This is a genomic window from Croceivirga sp. ABH4_376, from assembly GCF_056160685.1.
Genome location: NZ_JBSWXQ010000009.1, coordinates 1 through 18617, shown reverse-complemented (window position 1 = coordinate 18617; position 18617 = coordinate 1). Strand labels below are relative to the sequence as shown.

At 36.5% G+C, this 18617-nt stretch carries 12 protein-coding genes; 7 read left to right on the top strand and 5 right to left on the bottom strand.

Translation table 11 applies throughout. From position 1 onward, the window contains the following. Window positions 1-109: 109 nt before the first annotated feature. On the top strand, window positions 110-2248 hold the full coding sequence (locus tag ACXAGS_RS14570; protein ID WP_474907781.1) for an alpha-N-acetylglucosaminidase: 2139 nt from the start codon (window positions 110-112) through the stop codon (window positions 2246-2248). Between the two features lie 3 nt (window positions 2249-2251). Here ACXAGS_RS14570 and ACXAGS_RS14565 read toward each other — a convergent pair whose 3' ends face one another. From ACXAGS_RS14565 to ACXAGS_RS14550, 4 genes are all read right to left on the bottom strand, one after another. After that, a complete protein-coding gene (locus ACXAGS_RS14565) occupies window positions 2252-6250 on the bottom strand; it encodes a hybrid sensor histidine kinase/response regulator transcription factor (protein WP_474907779.1) in 3999 nt (1332 codons plus the stop codon). A gap of 110 nt (window positions 6251-6360) precedes the next feature. Further along, window positions 6361-9333, bottom strand: coding sequence for a glycosyl hydrolase 115 family protein (locus tag ACXAGS_RS14560; RefSeq protein ID WP_474907778.1), 2973 nt, complete (start codon window positions 9331-9333; stop codon window positions 6361-6363). Window positions 9334-9336: 3 nt separating this feature from the next. Further along, window positions 9337-10860: a glycoside hydrolase family 28 protein gene (locus ACXAGS_RS14555; RefSeq protein ID WP_474907776.1), complete on the bottom strand. Its 1524-nt coding sequence runs from the start codon at window positions 10858-10860 to the stop codon at window positions 9337-9339. Window positions 10861-10892: 32 nt separating this feature from the next. After that, the gene (locus tag ACXAGS_RS14550; RefSeq protein ID WP_474907774.1) at window positions 10893-13214 is read right to left on the bottom strand and encodes a GH92 family glycosyl hydrolase; all 2322 of its coding nucleotides are present in this window, start codon (window positions 13212-13214) and stop codon (window positions 10893-10895) included. 235 nt (window positions 13215-13449) lie between these two features. Between ACXAGS_RS14550 and rluF the strand changes: the two genes are divergently transcribed. The 3 genes from rluF to ACXAGS_RS14535 all read left to right on the top strand — a co-directional run bounded on the left by rluF (window position 13450) and on the right by ACXAGS_RS14535 (window position 14995). Further along, the gene (rluF, locus tag ACXAGS_RS14545) at window positions 13450-14175 is read left to right on the top strand and encodes a 23S rRNA pseudouridine(2604) synthase RluF (RefSeq protein ID WP_474907773.1); all 726 of its coding nucleotides are present in this window, start codon (window positions 13450-13452) and stop codon (window positions 14173-14175) included. A gap of 95 nt (window positions 14176-14270) precedes the next feature. Continuing rightward, a complete protein-coding gene (locus ACXAGS_RS14540) occupies window positions 14271-14750 on the top strand; it encodes a MarR family transcriptional regulator (protein WP_474907771.1) in 480 nt (159 codons plus the stop codon). Further along, complete coding sequence (locus ACXAGS_RS14535) at window positions 14747-14995, top strand: YgjV family protein (protein ID WP_474907770.1); 249 nt, start codon at window positions 14747-14749, stop codon at window positions 14993-14995. The genes ACXAGS_RS14540 and ACXAGS_RS14535 overlap by 4 nt, the downstream gene beginning before the upstream one ends. Before the next feature lie 9 nt (window positions 14996-15004). On the opposite strand, the gene ACXAGS_RS14530 is transcribed toward ACXAGS_RS14535, so the two are convergent. Continuing rightward, on the bottom strand, window positions 15005-15382 hold the full coding sequence (locus ACXAGS_RS14530; RefSeq protein ID WP_474907768.1) for a hypothetical protein: 378 nt from the start codon (window positions 15380-15382) through the stop codon (window positions 15005-15007). A gap of 67 nt (window positions 15383-15449) precedes the next feature. Here ACXAGS_RS14530 and xerA point away from each other — a divergent pair, with 67 nt between their 5' ends. The 3 genes from xerA (at window position 15450) to ACXAGS_RS14515 (ending at window position 18517) form a co-directional block, all read left to right on the top strand. Further along, complete coding sequence (xerA, locus tag ACXAGS_RS14525; protein ID WP_474907767.1) at window positions 15450-16577, top strand: site-specific tyrosine recombinase/integron integrase; 1128 nt, start codon at window positions 15450-15452, stop codon at window positions 16575-16577. 74 nt (window positions 16578-16651) lie between these two features. Then, window positions 16652-17446 (top strand): cation efflux transmembrane domain-containing protein, encoded by a 795-nt coding sequence (locus ACXAGS_RS14520; protein WP_474907765.1) that lies wholly within the window; start codon window positions 16652-16654, stop codon window positions 17444-17446. A gap of 162 nt (window positions 17447-17608) precedes the next feature. Next, a complete protein-coding gene (locus tag ACXAGS_RS14515; RefSeq protein WP_474907763.1) occupies window positions 17609-18517 on the top strand; it encodes a hypothetical protein in 909 nt (302 codons plus the stop codon). Window positions 18518-18617: the final 100 nt, after the last annotated feature.

Here is an 18617-nt window from a genome sequence, read left to right as displayed (position 1 = left end):
GATAGTTAATTAAATATTTTACTTGGTGAAAATCCCAATCCTTTAAATCATCTATATACTTGATTTATATTTACATGGATACATCCCTGCAATGTAGTTTCTTTATTCTATGAAAAACAGTACTTCTTATTACAGCTACTTAACTATTATAGGCATAACCTTATTACTGAATGCGTGTACTACTAAAAATGAGCTACCCGTATCTTCAGAACAAGACGTTTTAGTACAACTATTGGGTAAAAGAGGTAACGAATTTATTTTCACCCTAGATAGCCTTTCTACTACAAAAGGAGATTATTTTGAAGTAGACGCCAAACCAAATGAAGTACATGTAAAAGCATCTTCTAAAATTGCCCTTACTTACGGAGCTTACTATTATTTAAAACAAATTGGGGCCGCATTTAATAGCTGGGAAGGCATGGCCTTAAACTTACCCACTAAATGGCCGCAAAGAAAACTTAAAAAACAAACGCCATTTAAGTTTAGAAAATATTTGAATGTGGTTACCTATGGGTATACCACACCTTGGTGGGACTGGGAAAGATGGAACCAAGAAATTAATTGGATGGCCTTACATGGTATTAATATGCCTACCGCTATGGAAGGGCAAGAATATATTTGGCAAAAATTATGGAAAGAATACGGGGTAACACAGGCCGAACTAGACAAACACTTTACCGGACCTGCTTTTTTACCTTGGCAACGTATGGGCAATATTAATGGACATGCAGGACCTTTGCCCCAAGAATGGATCAACAAAAAAGCCAAATTACAGAAAAAGATTTTAGCAAAATTGCGTGGTTTGGGAATGAAACCAGTGGTACCTGCCTTTAGTGGTTACATACCTGCTGCCTTGGCCAAGAAGTTTCCCAATGCCAAAATAAGTGAACTAAACGGTTGGTCTGGAGGCGGCTTTGATAGCACTTATCTACTAGACCCCAAAGACCCATTGTTTAAGGAAATTGGCAAGCGTTTTATAGAGCTTTATAACGAAGAATATGGTAAGGCCGAATACTATTTAGCTGATAGTTTTAATGAGATTACACCGCCCGTTAGTACAGAAAACAAGCTTGAAGAACTAGCTGCCTACGGTGAAGTAATTTATGAAACCTTGAACGAAGCCGCTCCTGGTGCTACATGGGTAATGCAAGGTTGGCTATTTGGGCACGATGCAGACTTTTGGGAAAAAGAAGCCGTAATTGCCTTTTTAAGTAAAGTACCCAACGATAAATTAATTATCCAAGATTTTGGAAACGATAGATATAAAGTTTGGGAAAAACAAGATGCCTTCTATGGCAAACAATGGACTTACGGTTATGTCCATAATTATGGTGGATCTAATCCTATTTATGGTGATTTTGATTTTTATAAAGAAGAAATTAATTATCTGCTAGCGCATGATAAAAGCACTCAAGTATTGGGTTATGGTGTAATGCCAGAAGGTTTACATCAAAATTCTATGGTTTATGAGTATTTGTATGATTTACCTTGGGATACCAAAATACCCGTTGAAGATTGGCTAAAAACCAACATTAAAGCTAGATATGGCCAAGATTTTACCAAAGAAACGCTAACTGCCTGGATAAAGCTAGACAGTGCTGTTTATAGTACTAAATATTGGACACCCCGTTGGTGGAACAATCAAGCAGGGGCCTATCTACTCTTTAAACAACCTTCTAAAGAAATAACAGCTTTTAAAGGGCACCCCAGTAACCTTAAATTGCTTGAAGAAGCGAATATTTTGCTTGAAAAAAATAAAGGTAACAACCCGCTAATACAAGAAGATTTTATAGCGCACAAAAGGCATGAACTTTCTCTAAAAATAGATACCCTACTACAACAGGCTACATACGCCTATATAAATAACGATTTTGAAAAAGGAGACAGTTTAAAATTACAATTCCATACTTTAATAGACACCACGGAACAACTATTAGAAAATAGCAAACTAGACCGTTTGGATTATTGGGTGCAAGAAGCTACAGATTATGGGGACACCCCGGAAACTAAAGCGTTTTATAAAAAAAACGCACGTTTACTAATTAACCAATGGGGTGGTGTGGGTAATTTAAACAATTATGCCTCTAGAGCTTGGAAAGATCAATACCAAATACTCTATAAATCAAGATGGGATATTTATTTGGGTTCCCTTAGGGTTAATGCCGAATTAGGTAGTGAATTAAACAAAGAGAGAATAGAGCAGAACATTAAGGAATGGGATGAATTATGGTTAGACTATCCGCATTGATATTTATGTTAACAATTTACTAGGTGGAAAGCCAAACTGCTTTTTAAAACATCTACTAAAATACAAGGGGTCTTTAAAGCCGGTTGTGTAGGCAACTTCAGAAACGTTATATTTTCTAGATTTTAGTAATTGTGCTGATTTTTTAAGCCTAACCGTACGGATAAACTCATTTGGAGATAAATCTGTAAGCTCCTTAATTTTTCTGTATAATTTAGAAGAACTTACCCCCATTTCTTTACACAGATAGGTTGTTGTTAATTCAGAATTGCCCATTTGATCCGTAATAATTTGGGTTGCCTTTTGCATAAACTCTTCATCAATGGGCGAATGTGTTAGCAAACTTACTTCGCTCTCTACCTCATCAGAAAATTTAGCTTTTAGCTCTAAACGATTCTTTATCATGTTGTCTACAACCGTGCGCAATAAAGCAGGATCAAAAGGTTTTACAATATACCCATCCGCACCTGCACCATACCCCTTTACCTTGTCTTCATTTTCAGATAATGCCGTTAACAGAATTACCGGTATATGGCTTATTTCTTCATCTTGCTTTAGCGCCTTACAAAACTCAATCCCGGTTAATATGGGCATCATTACATCCGCAATACAAAGAATGGGCTTTATTTTTCTACATAGATTTAAGCCTTCTTCCCCGTTTTCTGCCATGTACACCTTATAAAAATCAGATAGGTAATCTACAAGGTACTTGCGTAACTCTACATTATCTTCTACAACAAGTATTTTTTGTTTTACTTGCGTATTGTTTTGGGCTTTTTTAGCATTTACTTCTGGGATAACGACCGGTCTTTCCTGTTTAGTGGCAACTACATATTCAAACACTTCATCTTCGGAATAATTATCCCTACTTATGGGTAATTCTACCGTAAAAGAACTTCCTTTGCCCAACTCACTATTTACATTTATGGTTCCCTTGTGTAAACCAATTAAAGACTTTACCAGGGACAAGCCAATTCCAGAACCGGTATTGTAATCTTTATTGTTGGTAGCTTGGTAAAAACGACCAAATATCTTATCCAAACTTTTGGCGGGTATACCTATACCATCATCAGAAATTTCTACCACAAGGGTGTTTTCATCGTTTTCTTTGGTTCGCAAGAACAAATCTACCGTGCCATATGCTTCGGTAAATTTTAGTGCATTAGATAATAAGTTATAAACAATTTTATCATACTTATCGGAATCTATCCAGCCCGTAATTTCTTCTTCCTCTACTATAAAATTGTAGGTAACGTTCTTTTTAAAAGCGAGTTCTTTAAAAGATTCGAATATATGTTTGGTATACAGCACCACATCGGTTTGGGATACTTTAAGTTTTAGTTCTCCTGTTTGGGCTTTTCTAAAATCCAGAACTTGATTTACTAGGTTTAGGAGCCTACTGGCATTTTGATAGATTAAATTGTATCTACTTTTTTGGTAATCCGTTGCCCCTTCATTGTGTTCCAACAATTGTTTGGATGGTCCTAATATTAAGGTTAAAGGCGTACGCAATTCGTGCGAAATGTTGGTGAAAAACCGTAGTTTTTCATTATTCAGTTTAACATCGTGCTCACGGTTCACCTTTTCGGTTAACAAATCTGCTTTAAGTTTACTTCTATGCTTTAACTCCCTTCTAATTAAAAAAGTAGCAATTGCCAAAAATGCAAGTAACAAGGCTAAAGCCTGAGGTGTTAACCAGAAAGGAGGTGAAATTTTTATAGTATAATCGCGAGGCGTACTCCAAACCCCAAAATTGTTTGTTGCCCTAACTTTGAAGGTATATGTATTTGGAAATAAATTAGTGTATTGTACCGTACGTGAATTGCTATTTACCGTTATCCACTCTTCATTAAACCCTTCTAATTTATATTGATAACGGTTTAACTTAGGGTTTGTGTAAGAAGGGGTAGAAAACTGAACGGAAAAGTCTCTATTGTCATACGTAAGATGAACGGTTTCTCCAAGGTTTATATCTTCTTTTAACGGTATTTGATCGTTAATTTCTTGTTGGGGAAATACCTCCTTATTCTTTACACGTAAATCCGTTATAAACGGTCTAGGACTCCATTGGTTTTCTTTTATATGATGGGTATCAAAATGAACTATCCCGTTCTTACCCGCTAAATAAATAGTTCTACCATCAACATTTAAAAAACCACTAGAACTGAAAACATCTAACCGGTTACCGGAGTTTACTTGAAAGGTTTTTAGGTCGTTATTTTGCGGATTTAATCTAGCAATATTATTATTATTAATGTTTAACCAAAGGTTGCCCATGCGATCGGTCTCTAAATCTGTAATCCACTTACCAACTAGTTCTTTTGGTTCTTTTACGTTTACAAATTGTTCCGTTTGTACATCAAAATAGCTTAAACCTACACGTGTTGCTATCCAAACTTTGTTTTGATTATCTACCAATACATCGCCTACATTGTCTTCAAAAACCAACTTATCGCCATCTTGGGGCTTGGTTTTATAGGTCTTAATAGCACCTGTGGCTACTGCATAGCTTACAATACCCGTTTCCGTAGCCATCCAAACCACACCCTTTTTATCTTTATCCAGTGCGTTTATCTTAAACCCTGGCACTAAATGTTTATTGCCCTTTACAACTGTGTTGGTTTTAAGGTCAAGCACTTTTGCTCCGTCCCCAAAAGAGCCAATTAGCAACTGCTCGCCGTTAATTTCTTGAAAAGCGAAAATGGGAAAATTACCAAAACCTAAATCGAGTTCCTTATGCTTTTTAGTTGCCAAATTATAGTGCAGTATTTTTCCGTTCCATAAACCGCAATAAATAGAATTACCATCTACAGAATAAATACTTGCAATGTCCTCGTTTTGATCGTATAGGGGTACAAATCTATCTTTATCACTTATAAACAAACCGTTATGGCGCGTGGCCACTACTACTTGATTGTTGGTAGTCTTAGCAAAGCCTCTAATTCTAGGTGCTTTATTGCCAATGTATTTTGAAATATCCTTGTTAATTTTAAACTGATTTTGAAAAGGATCATATTTATCCAATCCATCTTCCGTACCAATCCACAATACGCCAGAATCGTCTAAATAGAGCGAGGAAACCAAATTGTCTATTAAACTAGTATCATCAGACAACACAGAGTAATACCAAGTATAATCTCCATTAGGGATATCTTCTAAATTTTCACATTCTAACAAACCACCAAGGGTACCCACCCAATACGAACCATCTTGGGTTTGGGCTACCGATAAAAAATAAGGACCAAGACTTCTTCTTCTGGTTTCGTCTGCTATAAAAAGATTTACAAACTGGTCCGTTTCTGTATCCAATTTATAAAGTCCAGCCCTGGTACCTACAAAAATGTTTTGCTTTAAATCTTCATAAATAAAGTTTATATAAGGGTTTTTCTGATTGGTCTGGGGTATTGCCAATTCAAAAGTTTGTTTCTGCATTACCCTTCCATTGGCATCTATACGTAATTTGGCTATGCCTACATTATCATAGCTGCCCACCCAAATATTACCCGCTTTATCCTCAAATATTTCCTTTACATAATTAAAACCTGGTAATTCTATTTTTTTAAAACTATTGGTGTCTGGCAAAAACCAGTACAAACCTTTGTTTTTAGTGCCCACCCAAACAGTACCTTTACGGTCTACTAAAACCGAACGTACTTCTTCGTCTGGTAAACTCTCCGGATTATCTTCTTGGGTTAAAAAAGTGGTGAAGGTATAGGTATCCATCTCAAAACGGGTTAAGCCCTTACGGGTACCTATCCATAAGATATTATTGGTTTTATCTAATTCTAAAGCCGTAATATCATCATTATTTATATAATTGCCTTGCTCAGATGTACTTGTAAAAGACTTAAACTCATAACCATCAAAACGGTTTAAACCTGCAAAAGTTCCAAACCATAAAAAACCATTATTATCCTGAACAATATGCCTTATGGAATTATGTGATAATCCGTTGTTTTCATTATAATGTTCTAACTTTATTTCTTGTGCAAAAAGATGCTGCATCAAGAAAAAGCAGGTAATAAGCAATAGACCGCTCCATGTTAACTTATAGTTTGAAAACTGCATTATTCCAAATAGGTTTATTCTTTTAATACGAATGGAAATATACTCTTTTAGTTATTAATTTTTGTTTCGGGCGGAAAATCATAACTCTCCTTTTTGCCTCCTAAGTCTATTAAAATTTGGTCTAGATACAAGCCTTCATCCAACATCCAAATTTTCAAGGTATGTTTTCCTGCCTGTTTAACTAATTGTTTTTGGTAGGCAATGGCTTTATTTTTTAGCACGTTCTGCTTCCAAGTATCACTTCTGCCAATAGTTTCAAAATCTAAAATTACCGGTGCGGCATCATCAATTACAATAGCACATTTTACACCTCTACCTTCATGTATTGGGTGCGTGGGTAAGGCAGAAACGGATACCGTAGCCTCACCTAGATTAAAGCTATAAAAATCATAAGTTAACAGGGGTAAACCCGCTAAATCTTTAGTATTTACGTTGTCTATTCCGTTGGTAGATAAACCAACTCCTATAAGTTCTTTACTGTAGCCTAAACCAGGAATAGTAACCCAAGAACCGTTATCCGTATCTGTTTTGGAAGAAAAATTAGCTGCTTTCATGGAAACATACCCTTTATCTTCTACAAAACCTTGAAAATCCTTTAAGGCCTTAAATTTTGGGTTAAAAGCAGAAACTCCAATAGTGTAAGTGGTGTCTTTTGTCTTAATTTCCAAAGCACTATTGGTCTTATAGCTCGGTGGTATTAATTGATAATCGTGCCCTAGAGGTGCCTCTTTTGCATCTTTCCCCCTTGGTACATTTGCCCAATCTATGGTTACCCATAATCGTTCTTGCTTTTTACCAAACTCATTTTTAAGTGTTCCTTCCGTAGTACTCACTTTAATCCATTCTGCCAAGGGATTTATACTCCAACTTTGCGGCTGGTCTCCTTTTAAAAATAAATCGATAAAATAACTATTATTGGTATACCGATTAAAAACAGGTAGCACATCTGCAAAGCTGTTAACCGTTTTGTTGTTTACAGGCATATCATACCCCTCTAGGATTATACCAACACCAGATGTGTTTTCTGCTGGAATGGCGTATTGACTAGGTTTGTCGTAAACCGGTAAATACCTGGGAGACATGCTCATTATATACTTCCACTTACCTTGTAACAATTCATTATTGAAAAAATTTGTTTCTGCCACAATGCGTTCATAGGCCTTATGGGCCATTACCGCATAATCGTTGGCGCTTTGCCTATTTTGCTTAGCATAAAACTCATTTTTATACGTATACAACCATTTCTGGTTCATCTTTACAGAAGCCATAACCGGATAATAAACCAATTGATAAAATGAGTTTTTGTTTTCTTTTTCAATGGCTTTGTATAGACTTTCTACTTTCTCCTCTATACTTTTAAATGCGTCTAGGCGTTTACCTACCTCATCGCCGTATTGGTATTGGCTAAATTGGTTCGTTTTTGGTTTTGTGGTAGGCTCTGTTTGACTCCAAGCCATAAATTCAGGTCTTCTTTTAAAAGACAAATGCCTTTCTTCCTCTAGAACCGTATACGCCTCTAACCCAACTTTATCGCCATACAAAGCTTGTAACCATTTAATATTATAATTCTTAACGTCTGTAGCATTCTTAAAGTTTTCTATGTTCCAAGCCATGTCCATAAACAATTCTAAATTGTATTCATGTGGCTTAATATCCCCCACGTTCAGTATCCATATATCTTTGGCATTAAAGAAGTAGGCTTTTTTCAATTCGGACCACATATGTAACGGATGTGTTGAATTTAACCAAAGATAATCGTGCGGTCTACCCCAATAAGAAGTATGGTAATATACTCCAGCCCCACCTATACGTTGTTGTTCTTCTGGAGTGCTTAATTGCCTTATGTATCCATAATTATCATCTGTCCAAATAAGGGTAATGTCCTCTGGTACTTCCAAACCATTTTGATAGCTGGTTAGTACTTCTTTGTACGGAATAAAAGCTTGAGGAATTTTATGGGCCGCCTTTTTTTGCGCCTTTTCTAAAATATTTCGTTGATCTCTAATAATATTTTCTAGCAATTTTACCTGTCCTTCAACATCATAATCGCCTAAAATCATAGGCGAATCATGCTCTCCACGCATTCCGGTGGTATATATACCCTCATAATTTGCGGTTTCTTTGGCTCTTTTGGTAAATAGTTCTTTAATAGGTTCCGCGTTGGTATCATACCTATATTCACCCATGGTTTTTTTATTCCATTCCATATTAATATTACTCAACATAGGTTCTGCATGCGAACTACCTACAACAATAGCATATTGGTCTGCTACCACTTTGTTTTCTGGATAGGAATAAAAAGGCTGTGTACTGCTATGCATGGCTGGCCACACGGTATTGGCTTTTAGCCGCAACATTAATTCAAATATTTTGGCATACGTTTTAGGACCTATATCCCCGGTTTCCGGTTCAAATGTTTTAGCTGCCCAAGGTTGTAAGCCCCAATCTTCGTCGTTTAAAAAAATACCACGGTATTTTACAGAGGGCGACTCAGAAATAGGCAGTGTAATTTGTAAGGAGATGTGTTCTTGTTTGGCTGGCACGGCATCTGCCCACCATTCCCACGCAGAAACACCTATTTCTTTAGAAAGCTGCAAAAGCCCATAAGCGGTGCCCCTGCGGTCGCTACCCACTACCACTAAAGCTTGGTTTATATTTTTATGTGGATTGTCCACTAGAAAATAACCGTATCTTTCCCAACTGCCTACAAATGCTTCAACATTAATTTTATTTGCTTTAACCAACTGGTCTATAAATTTACTGCTACCTAGGGTGCCCGCAAGTATAACCTTAGATTGAGTGTTTTTAGGCGAATGCGAAATTTCAGCCTTCTTACCGGTAACAGAAAACACATCTTTTGCCAATAATTGCGCTGCAATATGTACCACTTCTGCATCTTTGGCATCCGTAATTATAGTAGGCGCCACATCGGTTACCAAATCAAAACTTATGGGAGCACTGGATTGTGCATAAAAACTGCATACCAAAAAATTAAAGAAAACTAGGCTTAAATATCTCATAACTTAATAGGTTTTAACCCGTTTTTTTAATTCGTCTTCAATTTGTACGTCTTTTACTTCCTTTAAGATAAATTCTTCGGATTTAGGATTTTGTAAGTTCACCTTTTTTATTTGTAGATTGCTTACTTGGTCAAAAACCATAGCAGGGCGGTATTCTTTATCCTTTAATTTAAAAGTAATATTCTTCATTTGAAGACCCGTTACGTGTCTAACATACAAACCGTAGGCCGGTAGCTCGCCAAACATAGAAAACTCAGGGTAACCCTTAACCTCTTCCGGTACTTGAGATAACCTACTTAATGGTACATAACCCATAGCTTTAGAAGACCTACCAGGATAGGTAATTGTAATATTTTTTAAACGCACGTCTTCTACCTGCGCACCAGGAATACCAGTTATAGAAGAAGGAAACGGGTTATGGAAAAAATTAACCTCAGGGCCACGAACGTCATAAGCTAAATCTGGTCTTCCAAAGGGTATTTCCACATCAATATTGCTAATACTTACGTTACGGACCACTCCTGGTTTTTCTCCAGACCTATGACCTAACCGAATAAAAATTGCATTACCGGTATTTTTAGCAACAATATTAGAGACATTAATATTTTCTATAATACCACCATCTACGGATTCTATAGCAATGGCAGAACGAAAAGTATCATAAACCTGAATACTATCTATGGTTACATTTTTAAAACCACCTAAAGAAGCGGTACCAAATTTAATAGCACTTGCACTTGATCTAATGGTGCAGTTTTTAATGGTGATATTATCATTATGATGAGTGGCAGAATGCGATTTTAAACAAATACCATCATCTGCTGTATTTAAATTACAGTTTTGGACCGTAACGTTTTTAGAATCTACTATATCAAACCCATCGTTATTCCAATAGGCCCTATTAAAAATAGTTACCCCGTCATACAAGACATCTTCACATTGATCAATGGTCTGTAACCAACTTGCGGAATTTTTTAAGGTAATACCAGAAACGGTATAGCCTTTACATTGGTAGAAGTTTATTAGTTCCGGACGCGCCAGTTCATTTGGTCGCATTCTACGGGTATTATACTTAGGATCTATACGTTCCCCAATATGATGCAAGCTATCTACCGCCAAGGCCAATTGCCTACCTTGTCCGTCTATTGTTCCATTACCACTAATAGCAAAATTGGCAGCTCTCTTGGCTAATAACAAAGCTAAATTACCTTTGTCTATTTTTCTGTATTGGTAAATATCCGTACTGCCCAGCAAGGTAGTACCGTCTGCAAGGTATAATTCCACATTATTTTTTAGTTCTAAACTACCAGACAAATAGGTTCCTTTAGGCAATAGTACCCTAGCACCTTCTTTTCTTTTAGTGGCTTTGTCTATGGCACTTTGTATGGCCGCCGTACTTAAAGCCACACCACTACTATCTGCCCCAAAATCTAGAACATCATAGGTTTTACGTTTTTTTTGGGCCGTAACCAGGGTAGTAATAAGCAAAACCCCTAAAAAGGCAATCGCTTTTAGATTTGAATACATTTGCGTTTGTTTTTAGTTATACCGCCTTTACGTTAAGGCAATGGGTTATATGTTTTTGTCATCTGTAACTCCAGCACTCCACCAGTAACCAAACGGTTATGGTCTATAGTAAAATTAGCAAGGTTGGTTCCATTAAAAGTTGCCGAGTTTACAAAGTAATTACCGGCTGCAGCACCGTTTGCTTTTATGATAATGGCCGATCCAGGATAATAATCTGGATTTAAACTGATTTTTACCTCGTCAAAAATTGGACTACCAATTTGATAAACAGGATTAGACTCTGTACCGCCGTTCATTTGAAAAAGCCCTATTTTTAATAATACATTTAAACTGCCCATTAGACCTTGGTCTTCGTCCCCGCAATAACCCGTTGCAGGTGAAAGTCCGCTAAATGCCTGTTCTACAACCTTTCTAGACCAAAATTGGGTTAAATCTGGTCTTCCCAATTGGTGAAAAACAAAAGCGGTTTGTATAGAGGGTTGGTTACCAAAATTAACTGGTATTCTGCTAAATTCCGGATGCAGCTCCTTATCATGTGAATTTCCAGAGGTAAACTTTAATTTTTCTGCGTCTTTAAACTGGTTTTCTAACTTGGCAACAGCAGCTTCCTTACCGCCCATTAAGCTAGCTAATCCTTCCAAATCGTGCGGAACAAACCAAGTTGCTTGTGCGCTATTAGATTCTACAAAACCATTTTCATACTGATAAGGATCAAAATCTAACTTCCAGTCGCCAGAGGCCGTTTTGGGCACCATCCAACCAAAGCCTTTGTGAAATACATTCTTATAGTTATTGGCGCGGTTTTGAAACAATGCAGCATCTTCCTCTTTACCTAGTTTTTTCGCCAACTGTGCCAAGGTCCAATCTTGGTAGCTGTACTCTAAGGTTTGCCCGGTACCATCTAAATGAATACCATGACCAAGCTCTTCTTTAGGTAGCGGGAACGGCGTGTAACCTTTGGTTAAATAATGCTGAAAACCACCACCAAGATGGGTTTGGTGTTCATAACCTGCCTTGGCCATTAATCCTGTTTGGGTATGGTTTTTCTTTAAGGCCTCGTAAATAAACTCCAAACTATCTTTTACAATACCTTTTTGGATGGCACTTACTAAAAATGGTGTTGAGGATGCACCTGTCATCACATAAGTATAATTACCACCAGACGGACCCCTTGGCACTAAACCGCCATCTTTATAATACTGCATTAAAGATTGTGAAAATTCGTTCATAACCTCAGGATAAACTAAACCCCAAAGCGTATTTAATGTCCATTGCGCACCCCAGAAGGAATCAGAATTGTAATGGTTAAACAAGGGTTTACCTGTATCATCTAGAGGTAACTGGCCAATTCTAAAGTTGCTACCGGTATTATCAGGATAGGCTCCATTGGCATCAGAAATAATACGTCTTCCCTGTAAGGCGTGCCACAAATCTGTATAGAATCTACGCTGTGCCTGTTGGGTATTGCCGGTAACTTGAATACGAGACAACATTTGGTTCCATTCTTCCTTAGAATCCGCAACAACTTGGTCAAAATTCCAATGGTCTAACTCCTGTTTTAAATTATTAGATGCATTTTCTACTGAGGTATAAGAAAGTGCAACCTTCATTAAAACCGGTTTTGTAGTATTGGATAGGGTTAGCACATAATTGTTAGATAAATCATCTTTTGCAAAATGGGTAACCGGCGTATCCATTTCAATTTTAAAATAGGCCGTAAACGGTTTTGGCCTTCTAATAGTGGGTTGCATTATAAAAGAACCGGAAAAACTAGTTTCACTTTCTTGAACAACCTTTCCATTAGCTATTTCACATGGCCCTAACATGCCTTCTAAATCTAGGACCAATTGGTTTTCTTTGGTGTTATCAAATTGGTATTTATGAAAGCCTACCCGTTTGCTACTGGTTAATTCTACCGTACTATTATACCTATCCAACACCACCTTATGGTAACCGGGTGCTATAACTTCTTTGTCGTGACTAAAACTAGAATGGTAATTGTTATAATTAAACTTTGCTTCTTTTTCTTTTGAAATAGGCATAACTGTTAAACCAGCCATTTGCCATGCATGAATATGACTAAAACCACGTATGGTATCTGTCTTGTACCGGTAGCCACTACCCCAAGCCCCGTCTACCTCTGTATCTGGGTTTAGGTTTACCATACCAAATGGCCTACAAGCGCTACTAAAGAAGAACCATCTGGAATTTTCAGTATCCAATTGATTGTAAACCAAATCTACCGGGTTAGGTTTAGATTTGACCTTAGACGTATTTTCTACTTTTTGGTTGCTACAAGACCCTAGCGTTACGGCTACTAAAAGGGAGGCTGCCCATTGTTTAATTATTCTCAATCCGTTTTTATTTATTCAGTCGTTAAAAGCATCTAAGCTATATGAAATACTACGATTAAAGGCTTACCTGCTAAAATACTGGAAGGTTTTAGCTAGCTTATGGACAGTTTGTGCAGAAATATGGATGTTTTGTACAGTGGTGCTAACCTGACTATGATAAATCACTTTAATCTTAAGGAACAAAACGGTTTAAAACCGGTAGTATCCTTATTTTTGCCTTATTAAAAAAACCCAATTGGTACGCATAAACAAGTATTTTAGTGAAATTGGTTATTGCTCTAGAAGAGAAGCAGACAAACTAGTTGCCCAAAACCGGGTAACCATTAACGGAGTATTGGCCCAGATGGGCAGCAAAGTTTCACCAACCGATGAGATTAGGTTAGATGGCAAACTAATTTCTGCTAAAAACAACAAGCCCAAACCGGTGTATTTGCTTTTGAACAAGCCTAGGGGTATTGTTTGCACAACGGATACAAAAAGAGAAAAAAACAATATAGTAGATTTTATTAACTACCCAGAACGCATTTTCCCTATTGGTAGACTAGACAAGGATAGCCAGGGCCTAATATTGTTAACCAATGACGGTGATATTGTAAATAAGATTTTAAGAGCCCGTAACAACCACGAGAAAGAGTATTTGGTAACCGTAAAAGAACCTATTACCACAAAATTTATACAGCGTATGGGCAATGGTGTACCTATTTTAGATACCGTAACCAATAAATGCCACGTAGAACAGGTAGATACCCATCAATTTAAAATTATACTTACCCAAGGCCTAAACCGACAAATACGCCGTATGTGCGAATATTTGGGCAATAAGGTAACCCGTCTTAAACGTTACCGTATTATGAATATTCATTTAGATGTACCAGTTGGTAAATGGCGACATCTTACTGATAAAGAATTAAGAGATTTAAATAAACTACTAACCCACTCTACCAAAACAAATACCCCTTAGTCAAAAAATTAATCAGTATTACAAAATTTTTATTCAATTTATGTAACCAGTTACTTATAAAGCATATATTTGCGTAACCAGTTACACATTATAGTATGGATGATTTTTTATTGACATTGGATATTGAAGGAATTACTAGTAGGTTAAAGCGATTAAGTGATGAGCTATTATACAGCACTCGCGATTTATATGATGAGTTGGATATTGCCATTGAGCCCAACTGGAACTTGATTATACGGTTATTGCAAAAGAACCAACAAATGACCTTAATGGAAATTGCGGACCAAATACATTTTTCGCATCCGGCTGTGGTAAAAATTATTAAAAAAATGAAAAAAAGAGGATTTGTAAAAACCAGACCAGACCAAACAGATGGCCGTAAGCAACTTTTACTCTTAACCCCAAAGGCCATAAATCAACTACCGCAATTAGAACAGCTGTGGCAAACCCAGATAGCGGTATTGACCCAATTATTAGCTAATAGTCCGCATTTTTTATCAGAATTAGGCAACATAGAAGAAAAATTAAAAAAACAAGATTATAAACAACGTGTATTAACCCAATTAGAGCAATGACAGTTATAGTAGAAACCATTGGTTATATTGCCATTGTAGCTGGTTTTTTTGCCGCTACCAAAAAGGAAATGGCGCATTTTAGAGTATGGCACTTAGTATCTAGTGCGTTTTACGTAGTGTATGGTGTGTTTTTGGCCTCTGGCCCCTTGGTAATTTCTGGTATTATCTTCTGTATTATACATATTTACCATTTGTATAAAACACGCTTGCCCAAGAATAAAAAATTTAAAGGTAGCGGGTGTTAATTTTAGCTATTAGGTTTTGTCCATAAACGGTTGCCAAGTTATTAATACAAACTTTTGTACACCGTTTATGGTCTTTGCCAAAAAACCATACTCATACACAAAAAAGTAAATTTCGCCCTTACTATTTTTCCAATAATGGGTGTGGTATCTTGGGTTAAACCCTTCCTTTTTTAATTCGGTTTGCCTAATTGTGGTATAACCAGACCTATTGTAACGTTTTAGAATTTTTCGGTTAACCTTTAACTGTTTATCCACCTTAAAAAAATAGACTTCTTCTGTTTGTCTTTTTTCGTATTGGCTGCTAGATTTACATTTGGCACTACAGTACTTTTTATCTATACGTCCTTTAATTAGTTCGCCACAAACCGGGCAACACCTTGTTTCCATCAAAATTATCTGAATATTATACGTTTAAAATACCACTTATAATTCTTTTTTAAGCTAGGATTGTAAAATGATTACTTCTAAATCCATCACTTTACATCATTTGATGATTGCCAACAAACGCATGATTGGTATTCAATTTAGCCCCGATAAACTAATACAGGACCTATTAAAAGATTTACCACAATGCAAGTGGAGCACCAAATACCGTATGGCCTATGTGCCCAATAGCAAAACCAATCTAAACCGAATATATCGCACTTTTAAAGGGGTGGCATGGATTAATTACAATAAATTTTTAACCAACAGGCCTATAAACACGCATAACCAAGAGGTAGATGCCAACTGGTTTAGAACGCGCCAGTTACCGCCTGGATACCGGCGGTGTCCAGAGCCTTATTTACAACGCTTAGAGCTAAAACGTTACGCTAAAAACACGGTGAAAGTGTATGTGCAGTTTTTTGAACAGTTTATAAATCGATATCCGGAAAAAGAACTGGAAACCCTGAACGAGAGCGACATACGAGAATACTTAAGAAGTTTAATTAACCGAAACTGTTCTAACTCTTACGTAAACCAGGCCATAAATGCCATTAAGTTTTATTACGAAGGTGTTTTGGGTATGCCTAACCGATTTTATGAACTGGAACGGCCTAGAAAAGAAAGCCAATTACCCAAAGTTATCTCTAAAGGAGAGGTGTTACGTATTATTAACCATACCAATAACCTAAAACACCAATGTATAGTGCAATTGTTGTATTCTTCTGGGCTAAGGCGAAGTGAATTAGTCCGCCTAAAACTAGAAGATATAGACAGCAAGCGTATGGTAATACATATAAAACAAGCCAAGGGAAAAAAAGATAGAATTACCATATTGAGTTTAAACGTTCTGGAGAATTTAAGACGATATTATAAAGAGTGGCAACCTACCACCTATTTGTTTGAAAGTAGGAACAATGAACCCTATAGCGCCGTAAGCGTATTAAAAATAGTAAAAGACGCCGCTAATAGAGCCGGTATACGCACAACGGTTACCCCGCACGTGCTTAGGCATAGCTTTGCCACACATTTGCTAGAATCTGGCACCGATATACGGCAAATACAAGTTTTATTAGGCCATGGAAGTACCAAAACCACAGAAATATACACGCATGTAGCCAACCACACTTTTACGGCAATAAAAAATCCATTAGATTAGTATTCACAAAAAAGAAATATCCGTCATATGACGGATATCCAATTGTTGTGGTTAATGCGAAAAACCGAAATTGAATGAATAAAACGATATTTGAAATTACCAAAATGGATTGTCCTTCTGAGGAAAATCTAATCAGAATGAAATTGGACGGAATTTCGAGTATTGCGAATTTGGACTTTGATATTCCAAACCGAAGACTGACTGTTTTTCACAGCGGACAAACCGACCAAATCGAAAACTCTGTTATCGAACTGAATTTAGGCGGAAAAAAAATATCGACTGAACAAACCGACCAAACTGAATTTAAAGAAAATGCAAACCAAAAAAAGCTACTTTGGTCTGTACTTGCCATAAATTTTGCCTTCTTCATAATTGAAATGACAACAGGTTTGATTTCAAAATCAATGGGATTGGTTGCCGACAGCTTGGATATGCTTGCAGACAGTTTCGTTTACGGAATTAGCTTGTTTGCAGTTGGCGGAACCTTGATTAGAAAAAAGCGGATTGCCAAAATTGCGGGATATTTTCAAATAACGCTTGCGATAGTTGGATTTGTAGAAGTATTAAGAAGATTTTTCGGTGCTGAGAAACTTCCCGACTTTTCAACAATGATTATCGTTTCGATTTTTGCACTTATTGCAAACGGAATTTGCCTTTACATCTTACAAAAATCTAAGAGCAAAAACGAGGCACATATGAAGGCAAGTATGATTTTCACCTCGAATGACGTGATTATCAATTTGGGAGTAATAATCGCAGGAATTTTGGTCAATTGGTTAAGTTCAAACAAGCCTGATTTGATTATCGGAACAATCGTTTTTGCTTTGGTAATCCAAGGTGCATTTCGGATTTTGAAATTAAGTAAATGAAAAAAGCACTAACCACAACATTGTATAAAAATAATAGCGGTTTAATCATTAAAACGAAAGTGAATTTTATAAATCAAACGACAGTAACATACCGAAAAGTAAGTGCATAAAATCCGCTACTATTCTTATACGTTACCGTTACAAACCATTTAAAACAAAAAAATGCCCAAGATTATTATTCTAGCCTTTTTGGCATCTATTTTTTGTGTTTCCTGTTCAACAACGGACAGCTCGGAATCACCTACAGATGAAGAAAACAGTATGGAAAACAATGATGATGGAGAAATTGGTCAAGAGGAACCTTCAATCCCAAATCTTCTTAAAGCAACGGAAACTACCTTTTTCGATAACCAATTGGACAGGATTAGAGCTATTTACTTCGAAAGCAATAAAAGGATTTTGGACAGTATTTTTAATGAAAACAATGAGTTTTCTCTTAAAACAGTTTATAGCTATAATTCGAATGGACTTTTAGAAAAGATAACGTCTTTTGGAATTGACGGTTCAATTTCATCAGAAAACTCGATAGAATATGAAAACGAAAGGATAACCAAAATAATTTGGAGTGAAAATACTTTACAAGGTATTGTTAGCGCTACCGATGATATAACATACGAAGAAAACTTCATTATAGTCCAAAGAACAGATGACAATGGCAACACGACTTACTCCGTTGAATACTCATTGAATGAAGAAGGACTTATTTTTAAACAGGAAAATGGACAAACTACAATTGAAATTAGTTATGACGAAAGCCTCCCTACTTCAAAAAACACTGCCACTGGAAACAATACTGAAACTATAACCTATAATTATCTTGACAGTCCTAATCCGAAAGGACCTTGGAGTAATTTTTGGAAAAATCAATTTGGTAGTATTAATAATCAACTACTCTTTAATTTTGATGGTGGACTTTTTTCCATCGAAAGAAACACCGACTTGGATAAATATTTGACTGGATATTCAAACTCTTTGCTTACGTATGAGTTCAATGATGATGACTTGCCAATTTCAATTGTAAAGGAAAGTGGTAATTTGAGAACCGAACAAAATCTTGACTACGAAGAATAAACGGTTTGTAACAAAGAACTGAGGTGAAAAACAAGCTTTTTTAGCTTAAAATTGACACAAAGTTCTCATCATAGGGAAGTCCATTTTTTACAACGCCAAA